Below are 22,558 nucleotides of genomic sequence, written 5' to 3'. Positions count from 1 at the left end.
CAGCTCATAATGCTACCCGCAACTAAAAAAGGAGCATGAGTTGGTCGGGTAACTTTTTCTTTTGTTGAAGGAAGTGAGACTTAATCACGAAATCGCCCACTTAAGCGTTGGATGAAGTCAATTCTGTCCTATTTCTAACGCAACTTCTTCTAGTGATTTCCCAAACTGCTTTTGGAAACCGGCATTCGTCATAAGCACCAAAATAATTTCGTCGCCTATACCCTCTCTCTCTGCCGAACACCAAAACCAACACTTGCCAAACCCGTCTCCGCGCGCTCGTCACGAAGTAGGTAGTTTACGCTTTGCGGTATTTCTTCAGGTATCGATATTACGCTTAGGTTCAAATTCTTTTCGAGGACAGCCTTGCTGGGCAAGGGGTCAACGTCAGAGAGAGAGACGGTGCACATCTGCGTGCCGAGCAGGACCAGTGTTATTAAAACATCGTCGTACGTCTTGTGATTGTATTGCCAAACATATGCTTCATGTTCGGTAAATGCCTTTTTCATCTTATTCGTATCGTCACGATAAGGGGCTATTTCGCGATCATCGATAAGTCTCTTGAGATCTGCCATATTATCCAGACAGCGTTTGTTAAACTCCTGATATGCGAGATCGTCCGGGATGAAGACAGGCCATAGGCGCGATAGGCTTCCCGAAAACACTGCCGCAACGAAAATGAATATCCAAAAACGTCGTTTCTCTTGCTTTGTTTCACCAAACATCAAGCCCCCCTTTTCTATTTTGAACGTTGCACACATCGGCGATACGTAAAATAGACTTTACGTCCACATCCCAAAGAAACTGAATTTTAAACATACAAAAGCAGGAGAATATCTTGCTTGCAATGTCATTCGTCACAGCTTAATGTTAACAAAGTTAACATAAGAAAATAGAGATACGAGCTTATGGGGAAATACCACCACGGTGACGTCCGCAATGTCCTGCTGCAAAAAGCCGAGAACATCCTGATCGACGAAGGCCCCACCGGGCTTTCCTTGCGCCGTCTGGCCCGCCTGACCGGCGTGTCGGAAGCCGCCCCCTATCGCCATTTTGACGGTAAGGATGGCATTTTGGCGGCAGTGGCGATTTCGGCTTTTGAACGCTTTGCGCAAAAGCTTGAAGATGTCGCCGCGCGCATTGACACGCATGAAGATCGCATCATGGCACTCGGTGCGGCCTATGTCGGCTTTGCCATCGAACACCCCCAACATTTTCGTCTGATCTTTGGCCGCGAACGCCCGCCGCTGGATCAATATCCCGAACTGCGTGATGCAGCCGACAATGCCTTTGATGTACTGCAACGCGCGGTGACATCGGTGGACCGCAAGGCCGAAATGACCCTGACCGAGGCCGCGACGGCCTATAACCGCGCCCTTGCCGCCTGGAGCCGCGCACATGGCATCGCCATTCTGGTGATTGATGGCATGATTGCGCCCCCCGCAGATATCGAGCTTGATGATTTTGTGCTGGGATTGTTGGCCGAGGATTTAAACCGTACAGACGCCGCCTGATCGTGCAACGCAAAATTCTCGTAATGCTCATGTAGCTGGTTACAGCACACATTTTTGACCTTGGGACACACCATGGAATATTCCATTGTTAAGCTCGTGCACCTTTTGGGTGTTATCCTGTTTATGGGCAACATCATTGTTTCCGCCCTTTGGAAGACCCAGGCTGACAAGACCGGAAATCCTGTCGTAATTGCCTTCGCCTGCCGTCTGGTAAATATGACCGATCTAGCCTTTACCGCATTTGGTGCCGCCCTGATCATCGTCGGCGGGATTGGCCTGTTTCATGCCACCGGCATTGACATTTCCGATGCGCCGCATTTGACGATTGGCATCAGTCTGTTTGGTATGGCGGCAGTTTTGTGGTTGGTCGGGTTACTGCCTCTTCAGCTGTATATGTCCAGGATTGCGGCCCAAACCGTTGCGAAAGAGCAGGATGTCATGCCTGCGGCTTACGATAAATGTCGCAAGCTCTGGGGCCTTGTTGGCTTCATCGCCACGGCCTTACCGCTTGGTGCGCTGTATTTCATGATTTTTAGATGATGGGGTTCGTGACGCTGTGACGGGCAGCATCAAAGCCACCTTCGCGCAGTTCCACCATACGGAAAGACGTTTTATGTGATTGATCGCTCTTCAGCACAGCCCATAAGATGCCGCCAACTGAAGAACCCTCAATCCACCGGAGACGCTGTTATGTTGACCATCAAACGCCTGTCGATCGAAGACGCCTATATCCTGATTGAAGGTGCGCGCGCCCGTGCCACTGAAATCGGCGTGCCGATGTGCATCGCCATTACCGATGAGTCCGGTGTTTTGATCGCGTTTGAACGCATGGATGGCGGCAAGGTCACCAGCACGACAATTGCACAGGACAAATCCTTCACTGCGTCCGGCGCACGCAAGGCAACCCATGAATATGCCGCCGCCGCCCAGCCGGGCAAACCGGCCTACGGCATTGATTCGGAAATCGGCGGACGGCTTTCAATTGTTGCCGGTGGCCTGCCTGTCATGGTTGACGGCGATTGCGTTGGTGGCATCGGGGTAAGCTCGGGCACCCCGCCACAGGATCAGGATTGTGCACAGGCCGGGATTGATCATTTCCTGAAAAAAATCGGCAAATAAGGCCCGGAATTTTAGCGGAAACTCTGGCGGGGATCGGCGTTGTTTACGCCGATTTCCGCCCGCCAATCAAAAACTCAACATTGCCTTCGGGTCCGGTGATCGGACTTGTCGCGATCCCCAAAACATCCCAGCCCGGCAAATTGCCCAACCACTCGGAAATGGTATCGCAGACTTCCTGATGCAGCTCAGGCTCGCGCACGACGCCCTTTTTGCCCACCCGTTCCTTGCCAACTTCAAATTGCGGCTTGATCAGTGCAATCACATAACCACCCGGCTTCACCCGCTCCAGACTGGCTGGAAGCACGGTGCGCAGGCCAATAAAGCTGGCATCGCAGACAACGATATCAATCGGGTCGGGAATATGTTCTTCGGTCAAATGTCGCGCATTGGTTTTTTCCATGACAACCACCCGGTCGTCATTGCGCAGCTTCCAGTCAAGCTGTCCCTGCCCGACATCGACGGAATACACCTTGGCCGCACCATTTTGCAGCAAGACATCGGTAAAACCACCGGTCGATGATCCAACATCAACGCCGATAAAACCGGTCACATCAAGCTCAAAATGCGACAAGCCCTTTTCAAGCTTGAGCCCACCGCGTGATACCCACGGGTGCGGTTGCCCGCGTAGCGTCACCGCAATGTCTTCCTTGCACTGCATGCCCGGCTTATCAAGCCGTTGCTCACCGCTAAAGACATTGCCTGCCATAATAAACGCTTGCGCCTTGGATCGGTTTTCCACCAATCCACGTTCCACAAGCAACTGATCCAAACGTTTCTTTGCCATCAGCGGTTTTTAGCGCAAACGATTTAAAAGGTCACGCACGGTGTTGAGATTTTGATCAGCTCGCCAACGGCTCCAGATACCCGCGCGGGACAATCGCCAGCAGGTCGTTTAATGCTTCACCCTGAACGGCAACATGCTGATGCATGAGCTTCCCGGCGGTCTGCGCATCCCCGGTCGAGATGGCGGTCAGAATATCTTCGTGCTCGGCATTTGATTTTTTGACACGGCCCGGACGATGGAGCTGCAAGCGCCGATAGGGCGCCAAACGGTTACGGACATTCTTGGTCTGGCGTTCAAGGAAGCTGTTGCGACACCCGGCATAGATTGCTTCATGGAAGCTGACATTGGCCTCGTAATAGGCATCCGCGTCGGCGTGCTCCTGAAGTGCATCACACGCCGCCGCCAGCTTGATCAGGTTTTCGATATCCACCCGCGGCATGCGCCGTGCGGCAAGACGGGTACACATGGCTTCAAGTTCTGCCATGACTTCGAACATTTCGATTAGTTCACCGACCGTGATGGCGGCAACAATCGTGCCGCGCCTTGGCATGGTTGCGACAAGCCCCGATCCGGCAAGCGTTTGCAGCGCTTCACGTACCGGCGTGCGCGAAACTCCGAACCGCTCGCTTAACGACCGTTCATCAAGTTTGTCCCCCGGTTTAAGAACACCGGTGACAATATCGCGCTCCAATTTCTGCACCAAATCGGTAGCAAGTTTTCCGTTCTGCGCCATCAACGCCCTCATTTAACAACCATTCACTGGTATACCAGAACACATAATCTGGCACTAATCAAAACCTTTTGGACGTCCACCCAACGTGTTTTTGTGCTGCACTGCAAAAGTTATTTCCCAGTTTTCCGGGATTCCAGCGCAAACACTCAGGCGCGAGTTTGTGGCACTGCGAAACGCATCTCTGGTATACAAAATTGCATGGACAGGATGCCAGAAATCTGTAACGCTTTCTCTCAATGCGAAAACCGCATCAATAAAAAGACGCGTAAAAGCCCATTCAAATGCATTTAGAACGCATGCTTCATCCGGGAGGAAAAGATGAAGATTTTTAAGAAGACCCTTTCGGCGTCCGTCGCCGCCATTACAATGTCTGTTGCCGCTTTTGGTATGTCTGCATCAGCAGATGCTGAAACCCTGAAGCTGTCACATCAGTGGTCCACCAGCGACATCCGTCACAAAGTTGCACAGATCGTTGCCGACGAAGTCAAAGCAGCCAACGTTGATCTGGAAATCCAGATTTTCCCATCAGGCTCCCTGTTTAAAGCGAAGGAACAGTGGACCCCGATGACACGTGGCCAGCTTGATATGATTGTTTACCCGCTGGCATATGCCGGTGGTCGCGTTCCAGCAACCAACCTGACCCTGATGCCGGCCCTGGTTAAAAACCACGACCATGCCAACCGCATCAACGAATCTCCGTTCATGGAGAAAATTGAAGAACTCCTGAACGAAGACGGTGTTGTCACGGTTGCCAAAGGCTGGCTCGCTGGTGGCTTTGCATCGACCAAAGGCTGCATCCGCAAACCTGCAGACGTAAAAGGCCTTCAGATTCGTGCGGCAGGTAAATCCTTTGAACAGATGCTTGAAGGTGCCGGTGCGTCAATCGCCGCAATGCCAAGCTCGGAAATCTATCCAGCCATGCAGACCGGCGTTCTTGATGCGACCAACACAAGCTCATCAAGCTTCGTTTCCTATCGCATCTACGAACAGGTCAAATGCTATACCCCGGCCGCAGGCAATGCGCTCTGGTTCATGTATCAGCCGGTTCTGATGTCGAAGGCGAGCTACGACAAGCTGAACGACGCACAAAAAGAAGCCTTGGCAGCAGCTGCGAAAAAGGCAGAAGCCTATTACACCGCAGAAGGCAGCAAACAGGATTCTGACAGCATCGCAGTCTTTAAAGAAAACGGTGTTGAAATCGCAGAATTGAGCGACGAGGACTTCGCCGAATGGCAGAAACTTGCCATGGAAACTTCTTATAAGAAGTTCGTCGAAGAAACCCCGAACGGTCAGGAACTTCTTGATATGGCACTTGCCGTCAAGTGATCCGTCCGTGATGTGATTTGATGGTGGTGCCGGACGTTCCGGCACCACCCCATCATTTCCCAAAGAATATAAACAAACAGAACAATACGGTTCCGTCAGAGGAGTACGCGCGTGTCGAACGCCATGTCCCCGCACACACTTCCGATTGATCTGCCCGATGATTTCGCGCAGACACCAAGTGCGTCGCATTCCGTTAAATCCGATATGCCGCCGCCACCGGATGTCGAGCCGATCGATCCGCAAGATGCACAGGCAGAAGATCGTAGACGACCGCCCCAAGGGCCGCTTGATACGTTCATTGCCGTCATTCATTTTGCGTCAAGAGTTTGCGGTGTTGCCGCTGCTGCCATGTTTGCCTTGGCAATGCTGGTCATTTGTCAGTTGGTCTTCATGCGCTATGTGCTGAATGCCTCCACCGTCTGGCAGACCGAAGCCGTTATTTTCATGATGATTGGCGCCACACTTGTTGGCCTGCCCTATGTCCAGTTGATCCGCGGGCATGTGAATGTCGATCTTTTGCCGCTGTATCTTAAAAGCACGGCCCGCATGGCACTTGCCGTTGTGACCTTGCTGTGTGGCATGGGGATCAGCGCCCTGTTTGCCTTCTATGGTTTGGAATTGGTTGTCGAGGCATTTGAAGGTGGTTGGCTTTCTGAAACCATCTGGGCTGTGCCTTTGTGGAAACCATATGCCGCCTTGCCCATTGGGTTTGGCTTGCTGTTTTTACAGTTCCTTGCCGATTTCCTGTCCCTGATCACCCGCCGGTCGACACCGTTCGATCTGCGTGACGACGCATTCTAAGGAGGCCGCACTATGGATCCCTTGCTTCTTGCGGCCATCGTTGGCATCGCAACCACTGTTGTTCTGTTTTCCGGCATACCTGTTGGCATCGGCCTTCTACTGGTAAGCCTTGGCTTTATCATCGTCTTTGATGGCACCGGCTCCTTGCCGCTGTTGCCAGAAATCCTGTTTGGTAAGCTTGAAAGTTTTGAAGTTCTCGCCATCCCGATGTTCATCCTGATGGGGGCGGTTGTCGCCTCCTCCCGGGCGGGTGGTGATCTTTATTCCGTGCTTGATCGCTGGTTGACCCGCGTTCCGGGTGGTTTGGTTATTTCCAACCTTGGCGCCTGCGCAATTTTCTCTGCCCTTTCGGGTTCCTCACCTGCGACCTGTGCGGCCATTGGTAAAATGGGCATCCCGGCGATGCGTGAACGCGGCTTCCCCGATACGGTTGCGGCCGGATCGATTGCGGCGGGCGGAACACTTGGCATTCTGACCGCCAAGTGTCACCATGATTGTCTATGGTATCTCAACCGAAACATCGATCGGACGTCTGTTCCTTGCCGGTCTGTTGCCCGGGCTAATGTTGACGGCACTGTTTATGGCCTGGTCGCTGTATTCAACCTGGCGTCAGGGCAATGCGCAAGGCGCGCTTAGTGCTGTGAAATATAGCTGGAAGGAAAAATTTGAAATCCTTCCGCGTGTGTTGCCATTCCTGGTCATCATTGGTGCGGTTTTGTTCGCCCTTTATGGCGGCGTTGCAACCCCGTCTGAGACAGCCGGCGTTGGTGCCCTGTTCTGCCTGATCACGGCGATGATTGTCTATCGCATGTGGAAGCCGGGACAGCTGTGGCACGTTATGCGCGACACCACCAAAGAATCGGTCATGATCCTTCTGATCATTGGTGCGGCTGGCCTGTTTAGTTACATGCTGTCATCGCTGTTCATTACCCAGTCGATTGCACAGTGGATCTCCATGCTTGATGTCAATCGCTGGGTCCTGATGGGCTTCATCAATCTGTTCTTGCTGATCAGTGGCTTCTTCCTGCCGCCGGTTGCCGTGATCCTGATGAGTGCACCGATCTTGCTGCCCGTCATCATCAATGCCGGCTTTGATCCCTATTGGTTTGCCGTCATCCTGACCATCAATATGGAAATCGGCCTGATCACGCCGCCGGTTGGTTTGAATTTGTACGTGATCAACGGGATCGCCCCCGATATTCGCTTGCAAAGCATCCTTAAGGGCGCGTTCCCATACGTTCTGTGCATGATTGCAGCGATTATCATTCTGTGCTTCATCCCGGAAATCGCCACCTGGCTTCCAGAAACGGTTATTGGAGGACGCTAATGTCAGGCATTTCTGTCAGAAGCTGGATTTCCAGCATTGCGGACCGTGGGCGGGAACTTCTTGACCTGCCGCTGTCCACACCGCAAGACCAGTTCGCACAGCTTACCGCCATGTGCAAGGACCTCGTTTCGCAAAAGGGTGAGGCCCGTGGCACGGCCATCGCCCGCGAAGTGGTCCGCATGTGGGAAAACCTGCCCGACGAAGACAATTTGCGTTTTTTCAAGATGATGCAAAATGACTTCAGTGCCGACCGCGCCAAAGTCACCAAGGCCGCCGAAGCATTTGCCAAGGATCCGTCAGAACCCAATCTGGCGGTCCTGACCCACGCATCCGAACCCGTCCGTCAGGACCTGTTGCGCAAAATCAACATGGCCCCGGGCGGCACCCGCGCGATTGTCGATATGCGTGAAACCCTGATCGGATTGCTTAAAACCAACCGCGATCTTGAACCGCTCAATGCCGACATGCAGCATCTTCTGACCAGCTGGTTTAACCGTGGCTTTCTTGAGTTGCGCCATATTGATTGGGATACCTCGGCCGCCATTCTTGAAAAACTGATCCGCTACGAGGCGGTTCATGAAATTCAGGGATGGGACGATCTGCGCCGCCGTTTGGCAACGGATCGCAAATGCTTTGCCTTTTTCCATCCGGCCATTCCCGATGATCCATTGATCTTTGTTGAAGTCGCCCTTGTCCATGGTCTTGCCGATAGTGTGCAGGCGCTTCTGGCACCCGAAATCGACAAAGCCGCACCAGAAACGGCCAACACAGCGATTTTCTATTCGATCAGCAACTGTCAGGCCGGGCTTAAGGGTATTTCGTTTGGCAACTTCCTGATCAAACAGGTTGTCGAAGAACTCAAACGTGAATTCCCCAAACTCAAACAGTTCGCCACCCTGTCGCCCATCCCAGGCTTTGTCGGATGGCTGCGCACCCGCCAAAAAAGCAAAGCCGCCGATGCGGATATGGCGGGCGAAGTTCTTGATGGCTTAAGCCAGGATAACTGGATGGATGATCCGGTTCAGGTCGAAAAACTTCGCAAACCAACGCTTACCTTATGTGCGACATATCTTGCGACGTGTAAGCGCGGCAAATCGCCGCTTGATCCGACCGCACGTTTCCATCTTGGCAATGGCGCACAGCTTGAACGACTGAACTGGCTCGGCGATACGTCGGACAAAGGATTGCGTCAGGCCGGCGGCATGATGGTGAATTATGCCTATCATCTGAACGATATTGAAAAAAATCACGAAGCACTGATGAATGACGGAAAAATCGCCACATCGAAATCCGTTGCACAGCTTGCCGGTATCTAAGGAACAAGACCATGTCAGATAATCTATTTCAAACCTTCCTTGACCGCTTCCCGGCAGACAAATCAAAGACCTTTTTGGTCGAACGCGACGGCACGGAACGCAGCTTTGCCTGGCTGATTGACCAGACCGGGCGCTATGCCGCTGTTTTGGCATCCCATGGTGTCATCAAGGGCGACCGCGTCGCCGCACAGGTCGATAAATCGTCCGATGTCCTCGCACTGTATCTGGCCTGCCTGCAACTTGGGGCGATCCATCTGCCGCTCAACACCGCCTACACCGGTGACGAGATCGCCTATTTCCTTGGTGATGCGGCCCCGCGTGTCTTTGTCTGCCGCCCGGCAAATATCGATATCGCACAGGAACTTGGCGGCAAAAACAACGTCGGCACCGTCCTGTCGCTTGGCAGTGCCGGGGATGGCAGCCTGAATGATCAGGCCCAAAACGTCACCCCGCTTATTGATGTGGTTGATGCCAACAAGGATGACGTTGCTGCCATCCTCTATACCTCGGGCACGACCGGCCGGTCCAAGGGCGCGATGCTGACCCACAACAATCTGGGATCAAACGCCAAGACCCTTCATTCCGCATGGGGCTTCAAACCCGGCGATACATTGCTGCATGCCCTCCCGCTTTTCCACACCCACGGGCTGTTTGTCGCCATCAACATCATGCTGATGAATGGTGGCAAGGTCATCCTGCTGCCGAAATTCGATGCTGATGATGTGATTGAACGTTTGCCGCAATCAACCGTTCTGATGGGGGTTCCGACCTTCTATACCCGTCTTCTCGCACATCCGCAGTTTACCAAGGATGTTACCGCTAACATGCGGTTGTTCGTTTCGGGGTCGGCCCCGCTTTTGGCCGAAACCCATGATGCGTTCTTTGAACGGACCGGGCATAAAATCCTTGAACGCTATGGCATGACCGAAACCTGCATGAACACATCCAATCCGCTGGACGGTGAACGCCGCCCCGGTGCAGTTGGCCCGACATTACCGGGTACCGAGGCGCGCGTCTGTGACAAGGACGGCAAGGTTCTTGGCGCTGGTGAAATTGGTGTTCTCGAAGTCCGTGGCCCGAATGTGTTTAAGGGATACTGGCAGATGCCCGAAAAAACCGCGTCGGAGTTTCGCTCTGATGGGTTCTTTATCACCGGCGATCTCGCCACCATCGGCGAAGACGGTTACATCACTATCGTTGGTCGGGACAAGGATCTGATCATTTCGGGTGGCTTTAACGTCTATCCCAAAGAAGTCGAAGAAATCATCGCCGATTATGACGAAGTTGATGAAGTTGCGATCTTTGGCTTGCCCCACCCCGATTTTGGCGAAGCCGTCGCTGGTGTGATTGTCCCCGCAAACGGCAGCACACCTGACACCGATGCCATCATCAAACGCACACAGGACAAACTGGCAAAATTCAAAGTCCCCAAACGCATTTGGATTTTGGATGAACTGCCGCGCAACACCATGGGCAAAATTCAAAAAGCCCAACTGCGCAAAGCCTACGAAGACACGTTTGCCACAGGGCCTAAATAAGCCACTCGCTATCTCCCGCTGCCGGACACGCAGCACCCAACTTCCGGTCAGAAACGTTCTGGCCGGATTTTTTTTGGGCCTTGCGCGTGCGCCCATCCTAAGCCAGTTATGACATGTCCACTTCCGTCATATCCCCGTACTCCAGACAAAGGCCCGTCATGATTGATCACCCCGACCACAAAGTTGCGTTTATCACCGGTGGCGCACAGGGACTTGGCCTTGGCATCGCCCAGCACCTTCTGAAGTCCTGGTGGAAAGTCATGATGTTTGACCGTGATGAAGAAGCCGGGCATGAAGTCATGGCCGCACTCGACGATGAAACCCGGACCCGATGCCTGTTTTTCCCGGGCGATGTTTCCAACGAAAAGGATGTCGCCATCGCCGTGCAACGCACGATTGACCGATTTGGCCGCATCGACGGGCTTGTCAACAATGCCGGCATTGCCAACCCGCATTCCGGCTCGGTCGAACATCTTGACTGGGACGACTGGCAACGGGTGATCAATGTCAATCTTGGCGGCGTATTTCTAACGACCAAGCACGCGACTCAGCACCTGCGCAAAACCAGCGGTGCCATCGTCAACATCACCTCGACCCGCGCATTTCAGTCTGAACCAGATACAGAATCCTATGCCGCGTCCAAGGGCGGCATCGTCGCCCTCACGCATGCTCTCGCGGTCAGCCTATCGGGCGATGTCCGGGTCAATGCCATTGCTCCGGGCTGGATTGAGGTTAGCGATTGGCAAAAACAATCCAACAAGTCGTCGCCCGACCACAGCGAAACCGACAAATCGCAACATCCCGTCGGGCGCGTTGGCACGCCAGAAGACATCGCGCAGGCTGTTTCCTTCCTGCTAGATCCTGCACAATCGGGATTCATGACCGGGGAAACCATCCGGATTGATGGCGGCATGACCCATAAAATGATCTATGCCGAATAAAAAACGCCGCCCTTTTTCGGGCGGCGTTTTCACTCAACAATCTTCATCACCAGTTTGATCAGGCCCGCGCCTTGCTTTCGCTCAAGCCCAGCGCACCAAGGGCGGTTTTAACAATTGCCTTGGCATCAAGCCCGGCTTTTTCATACTGGATTTCCGGTTTGTCATGATCCATCAACACATCTGGCAAGGCCATGGTACGGATTTTAAGCCCGTTATCAAGCAATCCCTGGCCTGCCATATGCTGCAACACCATCGCACCGAACCCGCCGATTGATCCCTCTTCTATGGTGATCAGGACTTCGTGATTGCGCGCCAAATCGGCAATCAACTGATGATCCAGCGGCTTGGCAAAGCGCGCATCAGCCACCGTGGCGGGCAATCCGCGTGCCGCAAGGTCTTCGGCGGCAATCAATGCTTCGGCCAGACGCGTGCCATACGACAGGATGGCAATCTTGCCGCCTTCGCGCAGGATACGGCCCTTCCCGATTTCAAGCACTTGCCCCTCGGTCGGCATTTCAACGCCAACCCCTTCGCCGCGCGGATAACGGAACGCACTGGGGCGATCATCAATCGCCCATGCGGTCGTCGTCATATGCACAAGTTCGGCCTCATCGGCCGCCGCCATCAACACAAAGTTCGGCAAACATCCAAGGTAGGCAATGTCATAGGCCCCGGCATGGGTGGCCCCATCGGCGCCAACCAATCCGGCCCGATCCATCGCAAAGCGCACTGGTAAATTCTGAATTGCGACGTCATGAACAACCTGATCATAGGCGCGTTGCAAGAATGTCGAATAGAGCGTGCAGAAAGGTTTATATCCTTCGCACGCCATCCCGGCGGCAAAGGTCACCGCATGCTGTTCGGCAATCCCGACGTCAAAGGCACGATCGGGGAAATGATCGGCAAAGATGTTCACCCCGGTGCCTGATGGCATGGCGGCGGTAATCGCGGTGACCTTGTCATCCTTTTCAGCCAGCTTGACCAGTGTTTCGCCGTACACCTTAGTGTAGCTGGGCGCGTTCGGGGTTGGCTTGGCCTGTTTGCCGGTCACAACGTCAAACTTGGCAACACCGTGATATTTATCCGCCGCATTTTCCGCCGGACCATAACCCTTACCCTTTTGCGTCACCGCATGGATCAGGATCGGGCCATCAACCTTGGCATCGCGCACGTTTTTCAAAACCGGCAACAGATGATCCATATTGTGACCATCAATCGGCCCGACATAGAAGAAACCCATTTCTTCAAACAGGGTCCCGCCCGTGACCATGCCACGGGTATATTCTTCAAGCTTGCGTGCGGCTTCTTCGATCTGACGCGGCAAATGCTTGGTCAGGCCCTTGGCCGCATTGCGAAGCCCCTGATACCCCTTACCGGAAATCAGGCGCGACAAATACCCCGACATGGAACCCACCGGCGGGGCAATCGACATGTCGTTGTCATTCAAAATCACAATCAAACGCTGATCAGTCGCGGCGGCATTGTTCATCGCCTCATAGGCCATGCCCGCACTCATCGACCCATCGCCAATCACGGCAATGACGTTTTTGCGTTTATCTTCGGAAAGCTGATTGGCAACCGCCATGCCAAGCCCTGCCGAGATCGAGGTCGAGCTATGCCCCGCGCCAAACGGGTCATATTCAGACTCGGATCGTTTGGTAAAGCCCGACAAACCGCCGCCCTGACGGATCGTGCGCATACGATCACGCCGCCCGGTCAGGATTTTATGGGGATAGCATTGATGCCCGACATCCCAGATCACCCGATCATAAGGCGTATCAAACAGGTAATGAATTGCAACCGTCAGCTCAACCACACCAAGGCCAGCACCAAGATGGCCGCCAGTGACGGACACGGCGTCAATCACCTCGGCACGCAATTCATCGGCAATCTGCTTCATCTGGGCAGGCTGCAACGTGCGCAGGTCTTCCGGAGTGTTCACCGTATCAAGGAGCGGGGTCTTGGAGGTCGTGCTCATACCGATCTCAATTTTCAATTTTTTATAAGACGATTATTACAACAGGGTGACGTTTTAAGCCCGATGTTGCAAGCAGCGTAAAATAGCGGGGTTCACCTGATTTAGCGACCCTGAATTTCACCTGTTTTTACGTGTTCGAGAAAGCGATGAATGACCTGTTCGACCGTGCGGTGAATGGCATCGCGATCCCGCCCGAAATCCCGGCATAAAAAGCCGAAATTTTCGGCAATATAGGGTGTGCATTTGGGCAAAAATGAATAATGCCCGGCCCCCTTGATTCGAACAAATTTTGCTCGGCTCTTCAACAGCTTGCGAAAATGCGCCGCATTAACGTGATCCAGAAGGATTTCGTCTGTATCCGCCTCAACAAACAACATCGGCACATTGATATCGGTCAATCCATCATCGGTTGCCGCCACCCCAAAGGCTGGCGTAATCGCAACCACGGCCGAAATCCGGTCATCGCGCACCGAGACCACCGGCCCACCATATCGACCTTGTAGCCCTTCAATGTGATGATCTTGCGGCGCATATTGGCAAATCACATGGTCTTTATCCGCATTGACCGCGCAATAGCTTTGCCACGCCCTGGCATCAAAATTCCATCCGGCCATCTTAAGCACCGTCGCCCCACCCGCCGAATGGCCAAGGGCATAGATTTTATCTTGATCGATATGCGGTGCGATATCGCCGTGATCCAGCAACAGATCAAGGGCGATTTCCATTTCACGCGGACGGCGTTCAATGATCGTCAGTTGCCGCGCATCGGATGGATCAAGGTAATTGTCCCCGGCATGCTGCGGGGCGGCAACGATATATCCCCGCCGTGCGAGGTACTCCGCCAGCCAGAATTGATTAAACCGATGGCCTTCCGACCCATGCGAAAACACCACCATCGGAAACGGCCCATCGGATGCAAACGCCGCACCGCGCGCCGCAGTTGACGCAACGCCCATATGCCGAACCGGCTTTTCGGGCGCCTCCGCTGGATACCAGATCGCCAAGGGAAACGGGTCCTTGTCAAACAGCCGGTCGCGAAAACCGGCTGTATACTGCGGCTGATCCGTCATATTCGGGTTTCTTATCGACCACGCTCAACCACAAACCGCGCCACGGCGCGCAGTGGTTCGGCTTCATCGTCAAAGCAGCCCAGATGATTGATGGCCTGATCACACAGCATTTGCGCCTGATCACGGGCCTGATCGATCCCCAGCAACTTAACAAACGTCGACTTATCCTGATCGATATCCTTGCCTGCAGTCTTGCCAAGCTCCTCGCTGCTGGCTTCAACATCAAGAAGGTCATCCTTGATCTGAAACGCCAGCCCCATGTCATGGGCGTAGGATCGCAATGCCATGCGAATACTTTTTGGCGCCTTGCCCAAAATCGCGCCCGCTTCGCAGGCAAAGGCAAACATCCGTCCGGTTTTCAAAAGATGCAAATGGGTCACTTGCGCCTGATCAAACGACTGTCCCTCGCCCGCCAAATCAATCATCTGCCCGCCAACCATGCCGTTTGGTCCGGCCGCACGTGCCAAGGCACGTACAAGATCGGTACAAACACGCGGATCTGGATGGGTATCCTCATCGGCGATCACTTCAAAGGCTTGGGTCAAAAGCGCGTCGCCCGCCAAGATCGCCGTCGCCTCGTCAAACTGCTTGTGGCAGCTTGGCTTACCGCGGCGCAGGTCATCATCATCCATCGCTGGCAAATCGTCATGGATCAGCGAATAGCTGTGCACCATTTCAACAGCAGCCGCGACCCGAAGGGCCGAACGGCGCGATACCTTGAACAGGGATGCGGAGCTCAGCACCAAAAACGGGCGCAAGCGTTTACCATCGCCCAGGGTTGAATAGCGCATCGCCTGATACAGGCGTTGCTCAATCTGCCCATTGGGACGTGGCAAAATATCATCGAGCGTCTCGCCAAGATCGGCAGCAGCAACACTCAGGCCGGCAAGCAGGTCATAACTCACCACGCGGTCTCCGATTATTCAATTTCAGTGGGTGTAGCAGCCGGACGGCCATCTGCATTCAGGGTAATTTTCTCAATGCGCTCTTCGGCGGTGCGCAGCTTGTCCGCACAATGGCGTTTAAGCGCCGCACCACGTTCGTAGGATGCAATCGCGTCATCAAGCCCGACCTGACCTTGCTCAAGCTGACGCACAAGGGTCTCTAACTGGCCCAGTGCCTCTTCAAAGCTGAGTTTGGCGATATCTTCGGGGATGGCGGGGGATGCAGTGGCCTCGGACATGTAAGCTCCATTAATTTGATTGGCGCGGAGTTTACGCCCTGATCGGTTTCAGGGCAACCAGACAGAACGGAATTTCGTCATCATGAAACATTCGCGCGAACCGCAATAACAAACCCTTAGCCGACCGTTAGCCCATCATGAGTGTCCGCACATGCATCAGAACGCATTTCGCCAGCGACGGCAGGTCATAGCCCCCCTCAAGGATCGAAACCACCCGCCCCTGACACTGCCCATCCGCAAGTGCCATCAATTGCTGTGTCATCCAGACAAAATCATCATCGGAAAACGTCAATCCGGCCAGCGGATCGTTTTTATGGGCGTCAAACCCAGCCGAAATGATCAGAAGTTCCGGCTTGAACGCAGCAATGCCCGGCAATACCGTTTGCGTAAAGGCATGCTGCATTTCTGCCGTTCCTGATCCGGATTCCAACCCGACATTAAGGATATTATTGGCACATCCGCGTTCGGTTTCCGCCCCCGTGCCGGGATAAAGCGGCCATTGATGGGTGGAACAATAAAACAGATCGGGATCGTTCCAGAACAAATCCTGCGTGCCATTACCATGATGCACATCGAAATCCATCACCGCCACGCGCTTGATCCCGTATGTATTGCGCGCATGACGGGCCGCAACTGCGGCATTGTTAAACAGGCAGAACCCCATCGCGCGGTTATATTCCGCATGGTGACCGGGCGGGCGCACGCCAACAAACGCATTGCGTTCATGCCCAGCCATCACCGCATCCACCGCCACACATGCCCCACCCACCGCACGAAGGGCGGCATCCCCTGACCCCGGCGACACATAGGTATCGCCATCAAGGGCGACAACGCCCTCAGTCGGGATTGATGCCATGACGCTATCGACATAGTCCGGGTCATGGACTGACTTAATCAGATTGATGTCTGCTTTCGGGGCTTCTTCACGGTGCAGGAACATGAATTCCTCGGATTCAAGCACACGCTGTATCACGCGTAACCGATCGGGGCTTTCGGGGTGTCCCGGCCCGGTGTCATGTTCGATGCAATTGTGATGGGTCACAAACAATGTCGCCACGGTCTGGATCGCCTTCCTGTTTTGGTTTCCCTGTATGGCCAGCGGCATATAAACGGCCATAACGGCGCGATGACACGGGATGCTTCGCGCTCTTGTGACGGGTTTTGTTTTAGCAGCAGAAATATACCGCCACTTTGTTCTAAATCAGCACATCAGACCGGGTCATCGCAAGTTCTTTAACCGGCGCTGATAGGTCTCTGGCTTTTTCGTCATCCACCGAGTCTGCGAATTGGAACTGTTTTATGATCGGGTGTGACGGATCGCACAGCCTTACATAATGAACGTGTGATATTCGATAATCATGATGAACAAAATCGAAAAACCACGCCACCATCAATCGACCAACAGATTGCCCTAAAATAGGCGCAAAAACTTTCTAAAGTAGTGTAATACGTTAGAAAGTCTGTAGAATTCCATTTCCGGGCGAAAGCCGGGATACATGTTCGGCATTCGACAGACGGACAACAAAAACAAGTTTATGACCAAAGCAATGCGGTTTTCCGCAAGCGTCTGTGAAAACACTATCTTGACAGAAACGTCATATACTTGAGAATAAGGTGCATACTGATTTAATCGGGTTGAATTGTCCAAACCTTCCCGGATAATTGGTTGTAGAAAGCATGGAAATACTTCTTAAAAGTTGCCGTCAGCGTAAATGGTAACTATATGGTATTTTCATTGGGACAATGGCCCGTTGAGGCCATGTTTATAAGGAAGCCAAATGGAATTAAACCATCTGGAACACAATGCCGAGCAGGCAAGCACCCTGCTTAAGGCAATGAGCAATCAGAGCAGACTGCTTATTCTTTGCCAACTTAACGAAGGCGAGAAATCGGTCGGCGAGCTGGAACGGATTGTCGGACTGAGCCAGTCCGCACTTTCACAACATCTGGCCCGCCTGCGTCGCGACAAACTGGTGAAAACCCGTCGCGAAGCACAAACCATCTATTATTCTCTTCAGGGTGATGACGCACTGCGCGTGATCAAAACACTTTATGGACTGTATTGCGAAACAAGCAATGCTGCCGCAGCCTGAAGACAGAATAGCGGGATCTCCCCACAAAAAAAGCCTGCCAGAAATGGCAGGCTTTTTTTGTGGCTTCGGTTCGCCCTGAACCTGAACGGCTCAGTCAACGAACAGCAATCCTTATTTACCGCAATCAGGTGCCGGTAATTCAGTGACTTTATCAAGCGTCCCAAGAACGGCAAAATCGCCATAGTCAAATCGCAATGCGTGCGCCACACCATTGCGCGCCAGATCAACCGCCATTTCGGTTGTCGGCCCATTTTCCGCCTCGCCAAGCGGGTAATACGCAAGGCTCATGCGATGGAATGGCACCTTGGTCAGACCGCTTTGGTCGTTGGCACTGCTATCTACCGTTTTGGCATCTGAAATAACAACCGCCACCCGATTGGTCGGGGCATCGCCGCTGCCATCAAACACCAGATCATTGGCAAATTTTTCGCCCTCTTCGGCGCGTGCAAGCAACTGGATCGAATGTTGTGTCGGGAACATCGTATCGGCCGGCAGTTCATCGACCACCTCAACCGGCTGTTCATAGGTGACCTTGACGCCTTCGCTTTCACGCACCGCATCACCGACAACCTCATCAACCTTCGTGCCGTTCAGATAATCACGCATGCGAAAACGATAACGGGTGCCGTCAAAGTTTTCCCACTGGGTCATCGAAAATGCCGAATTGATCGGCGTGCCTTCGGTCCCCTGAAGGATCATGATTTGCTGCATCTCGGTGATCCAGCCATCACAGACCTTTTCAAACCGATAGCCAAGCGCACCTGTCGCATCGACAATCGAACTGCCCTGATCGGATCGGGACATTTTGAAATTGTATTCTGCCGTATGGGAAACCAGCGCAGACTGCGCCGATGTCACGTTTCCAGCCTGTGCAGCACAGCCCGAAACACCCAAACACAAGATCAGCGTCCCTGCAAAGGAACGCCGATGTTGATCAATATTTTTAAGAAACCCAGACAAACTTATTCTCCGGTAGGAGCAATTCCAACAATCCAGGGATCTTTAACCCCCTTTTTGGCAGCAAGAAGGCGCAAATCATTTGCATGCTCGGCGGACAGCGGACCAACCGCAACACGCAAAAAATCACGCCCCTTGACCTTAGCACTGATCAGGCGCGGTTGATATTCATGATAAAGTTCCAGTGCGCTATACGCCCGTGCTTGATTGCTAAAGCTTGCCAGCACCACATACTCACCGGGCAACGGCACGGACAACACATCCCCTGCCATTGCATCGCCATTGGCATCGGTTTCAACCGGCTTTGTCACCCGTTCGACAGTGTCGCTCATGATGATGGTATCAACCAAGGCAGCCGTTTGCGTTTCACCGGCCACGTCATCCGGGCTCTCGGTCGGAACATATCCGGCAATCGCGGCGTTGGCTTCTGCCTCAACATTAAGCGGATCATTGGTGCGCGCATATTGCACCATCGTGCGTGACGGCAGCTCGTCGGATGCAGCAGCGACCTTCACCTCAGACACCGACGCAGATACCGTCTCTGCGGATTTGGCTTCTGCGGCTTTGGCTTCCGGGGCACGTGGGGGCAAATCTGTTTTGACGACGGTCTTGGACACGCTGCTTGGCGATGCCGGACGTGACCAGTCTTCGGCCGGGGCGTTCACCGCATAGATTTCCGGACGTGCCGTGCGGATTTCCTGTTTGATGTCGGGCTCGCCCATCACCGCAAGGGCGGATGCCTGTTCGGCAAGGATTGTGTCATCATCCTTGCAGACATCGTCGGAAAACAGCGGACGATGCAAGGCACAATCACGATCTGCGACCACCGAAACGGCGTGATCGGTTGTGCTTTTCCCCGTGGTCACATAGCTGATCAAATCACCGGCCAATTTGGCAACGGTCAATTCCACCGGCCCGCCACACGCAGAAAGCAACAACGGTGCCGCGACAACAAGTATCTTCTTCACAAGGCCATCCCCCGACGGATCGATTTTATTTTCAACCCGCACTGTGGATCAAGGGCAGTTAATATTAGGTAAGCAACCCGGCGAAACATTTGCCGAAAACATTGCCCTCAAAACAAAACGGCCCGGTAAAAACCGGGCCGTTTGATGCAGTCTGATTGGGGTTACGCCCAAAATCAGTCTTTTTTGACTTTCGCTGGCATCTGCACACGCAGATGAAGCTCTTTAAGCTGCTTGTCTTCGACACCGGACGGCGCATTCATCATCAAATCCTGCGCTTGCTGGTTCAGCGGGAAGGCAATGACTTCGCGAATGTTCGGCTCATCGGCCAGCAACATGACAATACGGTCAACACCCGGGGCCGAACCACCGTGCGGCGGGGCGCCGAATTTAAACGCGTTCAGCATACCGCCAAACTGTTCTTCGACCACGTCCTTACCATAACCGGCAATTTCGAACGCACGGTACATGATGTCCGGACGATGGTTACGAATGGCACCCGACGACAGTTCGATACCGTTACACACGATGTCATACTGCCACGCCTTGATATCAAGCGGGTTCATGTTCTCAAGTGAGTCAAGTCCACCCTGCGGCATCGAGAACGGGTTGTGGCTAAATTCGATCTTGCCGTCGTCATCTTCCTCAAACATCGGGAAATCAACGATCCAGCAGAATTTGAACATGCCTTCTTCGCGAAGCTCAAGTTCGTCACACACCTTGTCACGGACTCTACCGGCAAATTTGGCCGCTGCCAGTGCTTTGTCACAGACAAAGAACACCGCATCGCCATCGGCAACACCGGTGATTTCCTTAATCTGCGCGATGCGCTCGGCATCAAGATTTTTGGCAATCGGGCCTTTTGCTTCGCCACCTTCGGCAAAGACGATATAGCCAAGACCAGCAGCCCCTTCGTCGCGCGCCCAGTTATTCAGCTTGTCAAAGAAACTACGTGGACGGCTCGCGGCACCGGTTGCCTGAATGGCACGCACGACCGAACCTTTTTCGATGTTCGACGCAAAGATGCCAAAGCTCGACCCACGGAACGGCTCGGTAACGTCGCTGATCAAAAGCGGGTTACGCAGATCAGGTTTATCCGACCCGTATTTCGCCATGCTTTCATCAAACGGAATGCGCGGGAACGGGAATGGCGTAACATCGCGATCACCGCCGAACTCGACAAAGATGTCATGCAAAACCGGCTCAATCGCGGCAAACACGTCTTCCTGAGTGGCAAAAGCCATCTCGAAATCAAGCTGATAAAACTCACCCGGCGACCGATCCGCACGCGCATCTTCATCGCGGAAGCACGGTGCAATCTGGAAGTATTTATCAAACCCGGACACCATCAGAAGCTGCTTGAACTGCTGGGGTGCCTGCGGCAGGGCATAGAATTTACCCGGATGCATACGAGACGGCACGAGGAAGTCGCGCGCCCCTTCCGGCGAACTTGCCGTCAGGATCGGGGTCTGGATTTCCAGAAAGCCCTGCGCGGTCATTTTCTGACGCATTGCCGAAATCACGTTCGAGCGCAGAACGATATTTGAATGAACGCTTTCACGACGCAGATCAAGATACCGGTGACGCAGGCGAACTTCTTCGCCGTACTCAACATCGCCAAATACCGGCATCGGCAAAACATCGGCCGACGACTGAACTTCGATGTTCGATGCGTATACTTCGATCTCGCCGGTCGGCAGGTTCGGGTTGATGGTCTCGGCGGTCCGTTTAACCACCTTGCCATCCACCGTGATCACGCTTTCGGCGCGCGCCTTATCAAGCACTTCAAACAGCGGGCTTGAAATGTCGATGACGACCTGGGTGATGCCGTAATGGTCGCGCAGATCAACAAACAGCAGGTTGCCGTGATCACGTTTACGGTGGATCCAGCCAGACAGGCGAATTTCCGCGTCGGCGTCGGTCGCGCGCAGCGCATTACAATTATGGGAGCGAAAAGGATGCATTGTCATTCCAGGTTGCTTTATATTTTGGGCCGCAAATTTGGCCGCAAAGGTGCATGCCAGTCCCGCGCTGTCAAACAAAAAACGCACCACAACAACTGCGCCACAGTAAATCCGGGGCGTTTGTGTAGGGTGTGTTCAAAGCCGATCATGCACGGCATCAAAATTTCAGCGGTATAAAACGCTTCTGGGGGCACCGCGTCAAGTGCGGTCTCGCCGTTGGGTGCAATCAATCCGCACCGATTTTGGCCGCCTGCAAGTCCTTGACCTTGGTAAAGCCCATCAGGCGCCCGGCCTCAAATTGACTATCTGCCCAGTTTTCCACATCAAATTCGAAATGCGCCAAGGCACAGGTTGGATATTTGCGCTCCATCATCGCGCGCGCATCCTCATCCCCATCGCGGTACAATTCTTTGGCAAAATTCTCAATGCCGGGATTATGGCCAATGATCATCACCCGTTTTGCTTCGTCATGGGTGTGATGCAAACATTCAAGCAACGTGCGTTCGCTGGCCATATAAAGATCTTCGCTATAGATAACATCCGCATGCCCGGCAAAATCACGCCCCAGCAGACCAAGTGTCTGCACCGCACGGGCCGCTGTCGAACACCAGATAAGGTCTGGAACCAGATCATGCTCGCGTAAAAAGCGCCCCATAAACGGGGCGGCCTTTTCCCCGCGACGGTTCAGTTCACGGTCATGATCAACCCGGCTCGGTTCAGCCCAGCTCGATTTGGCATGCCTCAGAAGCAATAACGTCTTCATGTCTTGGTTTCTTTGTCGTCGCGAATGATGATCAAACGGTGTTATTCCATGCCATATCGCGGCCTTGGATGCCATCAGAAAAACTGACACATAACTTTAAGAAAATTGCACGGGCGTAAGCAGTTATCCTATACTCCATTTGCAACCGGGACATGTCGCATAAATTCAAAGACATCCCCTCAATCCGCA

At 53.5% G+C, this 22,558-nt stretch carries 23 protein-coding genes; 11 read left to right on the top strand and 12 right to left on the bottom strand.

Annotated elements, in window-relative coordinates; all coding sequences use genetic code 11:
- Window positions 1–215: 215 nt before the first annotated feature.
- Entirely contained in the window at window positions 216–722 is a 507-nt protein-coding gene (locus tag AMM48_RS00510) for a hypothetical protein (RefSeq protein WP_102782493.1), read from the bottom strand.
- Window positions 723–905: 183 nt separating this feature from the next.
- On the opposite strand from AMM48_RS00510, the gene AMM48_RS00505 reads away from it, so the two are divergent.
- The 3 genes from AMM48_RS00505 to AMM48_RS00495 all read left to right on the top strand — a co-directional run bounded on the left by AMM48_RS00505 (window position 906) and on the right by AMM48_RS00495 (window position 2,630).
- A complete protein-coding gene (locus AMM48_RS00505) occupies window positions 906–1,511 on the top strand; it encodes a TetR/AcrR family transcriptional regulator (protein ID WP_102782492.1) in 606 nt (201 codons plus the stop codon).
- 72 nt (window positions 1,512–1,583) lie between these two features.
- Entirely contained in the window at window positions 1,584–2,051 is a 468-nt protein-coding gene (locus AMM48_RS00500; RefSeq protein ID WP_102782491.1) for a DUF2269 family protein, read from the top strand.
- A gap of 150 nt (window positions 2,052–2,201) precedes the next feature.
- The gene (locus tag AMM48_RS00495; RefSeq protein ID WP_101303568.1) at window positions 2,202–2,630 is read left to right on the top strand and encodes a heme-binding protein; all 429 of its coding nucleotides are present in this window, start codon (window positions 2,202–2,204) and stop codon (window positions 2,628–2,630) included.
- 43 nt (window positions 2,631–2,673) lie between these two features.
- Here the strand turns inward: AMM48_RS00495 and AMM48_RS00490 are convergent, their stop codons facing one another.
- Together AMM48_RS00490 and AMM48_RS00485 are read right to left on the bottom strand one after the other, a co-directional pair.
- Entirely contained in the window at window positions 2,674–3,414 is a 741-nt protein-coding gene (locus tag AMM48_RS00490) for a TlyA family RNA methyltransferase (RefSeq protein WP_102782490.1), read from the bottom strand.
- 55 nt (window positions 3,415–3,469) lie between these two features.
- Window positions 3,470–4,147 carry a GntR family transcriptional regulator gene (locus tag AMM48_RS00485; RefSeq protein ID WP_022733412.1) on the bottom strand — a complete coding sequence of 226 codons (678 nt, stop codon included), beginning with the start codon at window positions 4,145–4,147 and terminating at the stop codon, window positions 3,470–3,472.
- A 318-nt stretch (window positions 4,148–4,465) separates the two neighbouring features.
- Here AMM48_RS00485 and dctP point away from each other — a divergent pair, with 318 nt between their 5' ends.
- The 7 genes from dctP to AMM48_RS00455 all read left to right on the top strand — a co-directional run bounded on the left by dctP (window position 4,466) and on the right by AMM48_RS00455 (window position 11,396).
- The gene (gene dctP, locus AMM48_RS00480) at window positions 4,466–5,473 is read left to right on the top strand and encodes a TRAP transporter substrate-binding protein DctP (protein WP_101303564.1); all 1,008 of its coding nucleotides are present in this window, start codon (window positions 4,466–4,468) and stop codon (window positions 5,471–5,473) included.
- 111 nt (window positions 5,474–5,584) lie between these two features.
- Window positions 5,585–6,274, top strand: coding sequence for a TRAP transporter small permease (locus AMM48_RS00475; RefSeq protein WP_102782489.1), 690 nt, complete (start codon window positions 5,585–5,587; stop codon window positions 6,272–6,274).
- Between the two features lie 12 nt (window positions 6,275–6,286).
- Complete coding sequence (locus tag AMM48_RS22450) at window positions 6,287–6,910, top strand: TRAP transporter large permease subunit (RefSeq protein ID WP_279627460.1); 624 nt, start codon at window positions 6,287–6,289, stop codon at window positions 6,908–6,910.
- Entirely contained in the window at window positions 6,798–7,601 is an 804-nt protein-coding gene (locus tag AMM48_RS22445) for a TRAP transporter large permease (RefSeq protein WP_279627464.1), read from the top strand. Before AMM48_RS22450 ends, AMM48_RS22445 begins: the two co-directional genes overlap by 113 nt.
- Window positions 7,601–8,917, top strand: coding sequence for a malonyl-CoA decarboxylase (locus AMM48_RS00465; RefSeq protein ID WP_102782488.1), 1,317 nt, complete (start codon window positions 7,601–7,603; stop codon window positions 8,915–8,917). Before AMM48_RS22445 ends, AMM48_RS00465 begins: the two co-directional genes overlap by 1 nt.
- A gap of 11 nt (window positions 8,918–8,928) precedes the next feature.
- Window positions 8,929–10,455, top strand: coding sequence for a malonyl-CoA synthase (locus AMM48_RS00460; protein ID WP_102782487.1), 1,527 nt, complete (start codon window positions 8,929–8,931; stop codon window positions 10,453–10,455).
- Window positions 10,456–10,613: 158 nt separating this feature from the next.
- Window positions 10,614–11,396 (top strand): glucose 1-dehydrogenase, encoded by a 783-nt coding sequence (locus tag AMM48_RS00455; RefSeq protein ID WP_102782486.1) that lies wholly within the window; start codon window positions 10,614–10,616, stop codon window positions 11,394–11,396.
- A gap of 58 nt (window positions 11,397–11,454) precedes the next feature.
- On the opposite strand, the gene dxs is transcribed toward AMM48_RS00455, so the two are convergent.
- The 5 genes from dxs to AMM48_RS00430 all read right to left on the bottom strand — a co-directional run bounded on the left by dxs (window position 11,455) and on the right by AMM48_RS00430 (window position 16,684).
- Window positions 11,455–13,374: a 1-deoxy-D-xylulose-5-phosphate synthase gene (gene dxs, locus AMM48_RS00450; RefSeq protein WP_102782485.1), complete on the bottom strand. Its 1,920-nt coding sequence runs from the start codon at window positions 13,372–13,374 to the stop codon at window positions 11,455–11,457.
- 101 nt (window positions 13,375–13,475) lie between these two features.
- Window positions 13,476–14,444, bottom strand: a complete 969-nt coding sequence (locus AMM48_RS00445; protein WP_102782484.1) for an alpha/beta fold hydrolase — start codon at window positions 14,442–14,444, stop codon at window positions 13,476–13,478.
- Window positions 14,445–14,455: 11 nt separating this feature from the next.
- A complete protein-coding gene (locus AMM48_RS00440) occupies window positions 14,456–15,352 on the bottom strand; it encodes a polyprenyl synthetase family protein (RefSeq protein WP_244271064.1) in 897 nt (298 codons plus the stop codon).
- Window positions 15,353–15,363: 11 nt separating this feature from the next.
- Window positions 15,364–15,627 carry an exodeoxyribonuclease VII small subunit gene (locus AMM48_RS00435; protein WP_022733402.1) on the bottom strand — a complete coding sequence of 88 codons (264 nt, stop codon included), beginning with the start codon at window positions 15,625–15,627 and terminating at the stop codon, window positions 15,364–15,366.
- Between the two features lie 127 nt (window positions 15,628–15,754).
- Entirely contained in the window at window positions 15,755–16,684 is a 930-nt protein-coding gene (locus tag AMM48_RS00430; protein WP_102782646.1) for a histone deacetylase family protein, read from the bottom strand.
- A 721-nt stretch (window positions 16,685–17,405) separates the two neighbouring features.
- On the opposite strand from AMM48_RS00430, the gene AMM48_RS00425 reads away from it, so the two are divergent.
- On the top strand, window positions 17,406–17,720 hold the full coding sequence (locus AMM48_RS00425) for a metalloregulator ArsR/SmtB family transcription factor (protein ID WP_022733399.1): 315 nt from the start codon (window positions 17,406–17,408) through the stop codon (window positions 17,718–17,720).
- Between the two features lie 111 nt (window positions 17,721–17,831).
- Here the strand turns inward: AMM48_RS00425 and AMM48_RS00420 are convergent, their stop codons facing one another.
- From AMM48_RS00420 to AMM48_RS00405, 4 genes are all read right to left on the bottom strand, one after another.
- Entirely contained in the window at window positions 17,832–18,680 is an 849-nt protein-coding gene (locus AMM48_RS00420) for a DUF1849 family protein (RefSeq protein ID WP_102782483.1), read from the bottom strand.
- Window positions 18,681–18,682: 2 nt separating this feature from the next.
- Entirely contained in the window at window positions 18,683–19,645 is a 963-nt protein-coding gene (locus AMM48_RS00415; RefSeq protein ID WP_102782645.1) for an SPOR domain-containing protein, read from the bottom strand.
- A 173-nt stretch (window positions 19,646–19,818) separates the two neighbouring features.
- Window positions 19,819–21,606, bottom strand: coding sequence for an aspartate--tRNA ligase (aspS, locus tag AMM48_RS00410; protein WP_102782644.1), 1,788 nt, complete (start codon window positions 21,604–21,606; stop codon window positions 19,819–19,821).
- Between the two features lie 226 nt (window positions 21,607–21,832).
- Complete coding sequence (locus AMM48_RS00405; protein WP_102782482.1) at window positions 21,833–22,369, bottom strand: histidine phosphatase family protein; 537 nt, start codon at window positions 22,367–22,369, stop codon at window positions 21,833–21,835.
- Between the last annotated feature and the right edge of the window lie 189 nt (window positions 22,370–22,558).

This window comes from Thalassospira sp. GB04J01, from assembly GCF_000751115.1.
In the GTDB taxonomy this organism is placed as follows: Bacteria; Pseudomonadota; Alphaproteobacteria; order Rhodospirillales; family Thalassospiraceae; genus Thalassospira; species Thalassospira lucentensis.
Note: the sequence above shows the minus strand (reverse complement) of the source record. Positions and strands in the feature narration are given on the sequence as shown.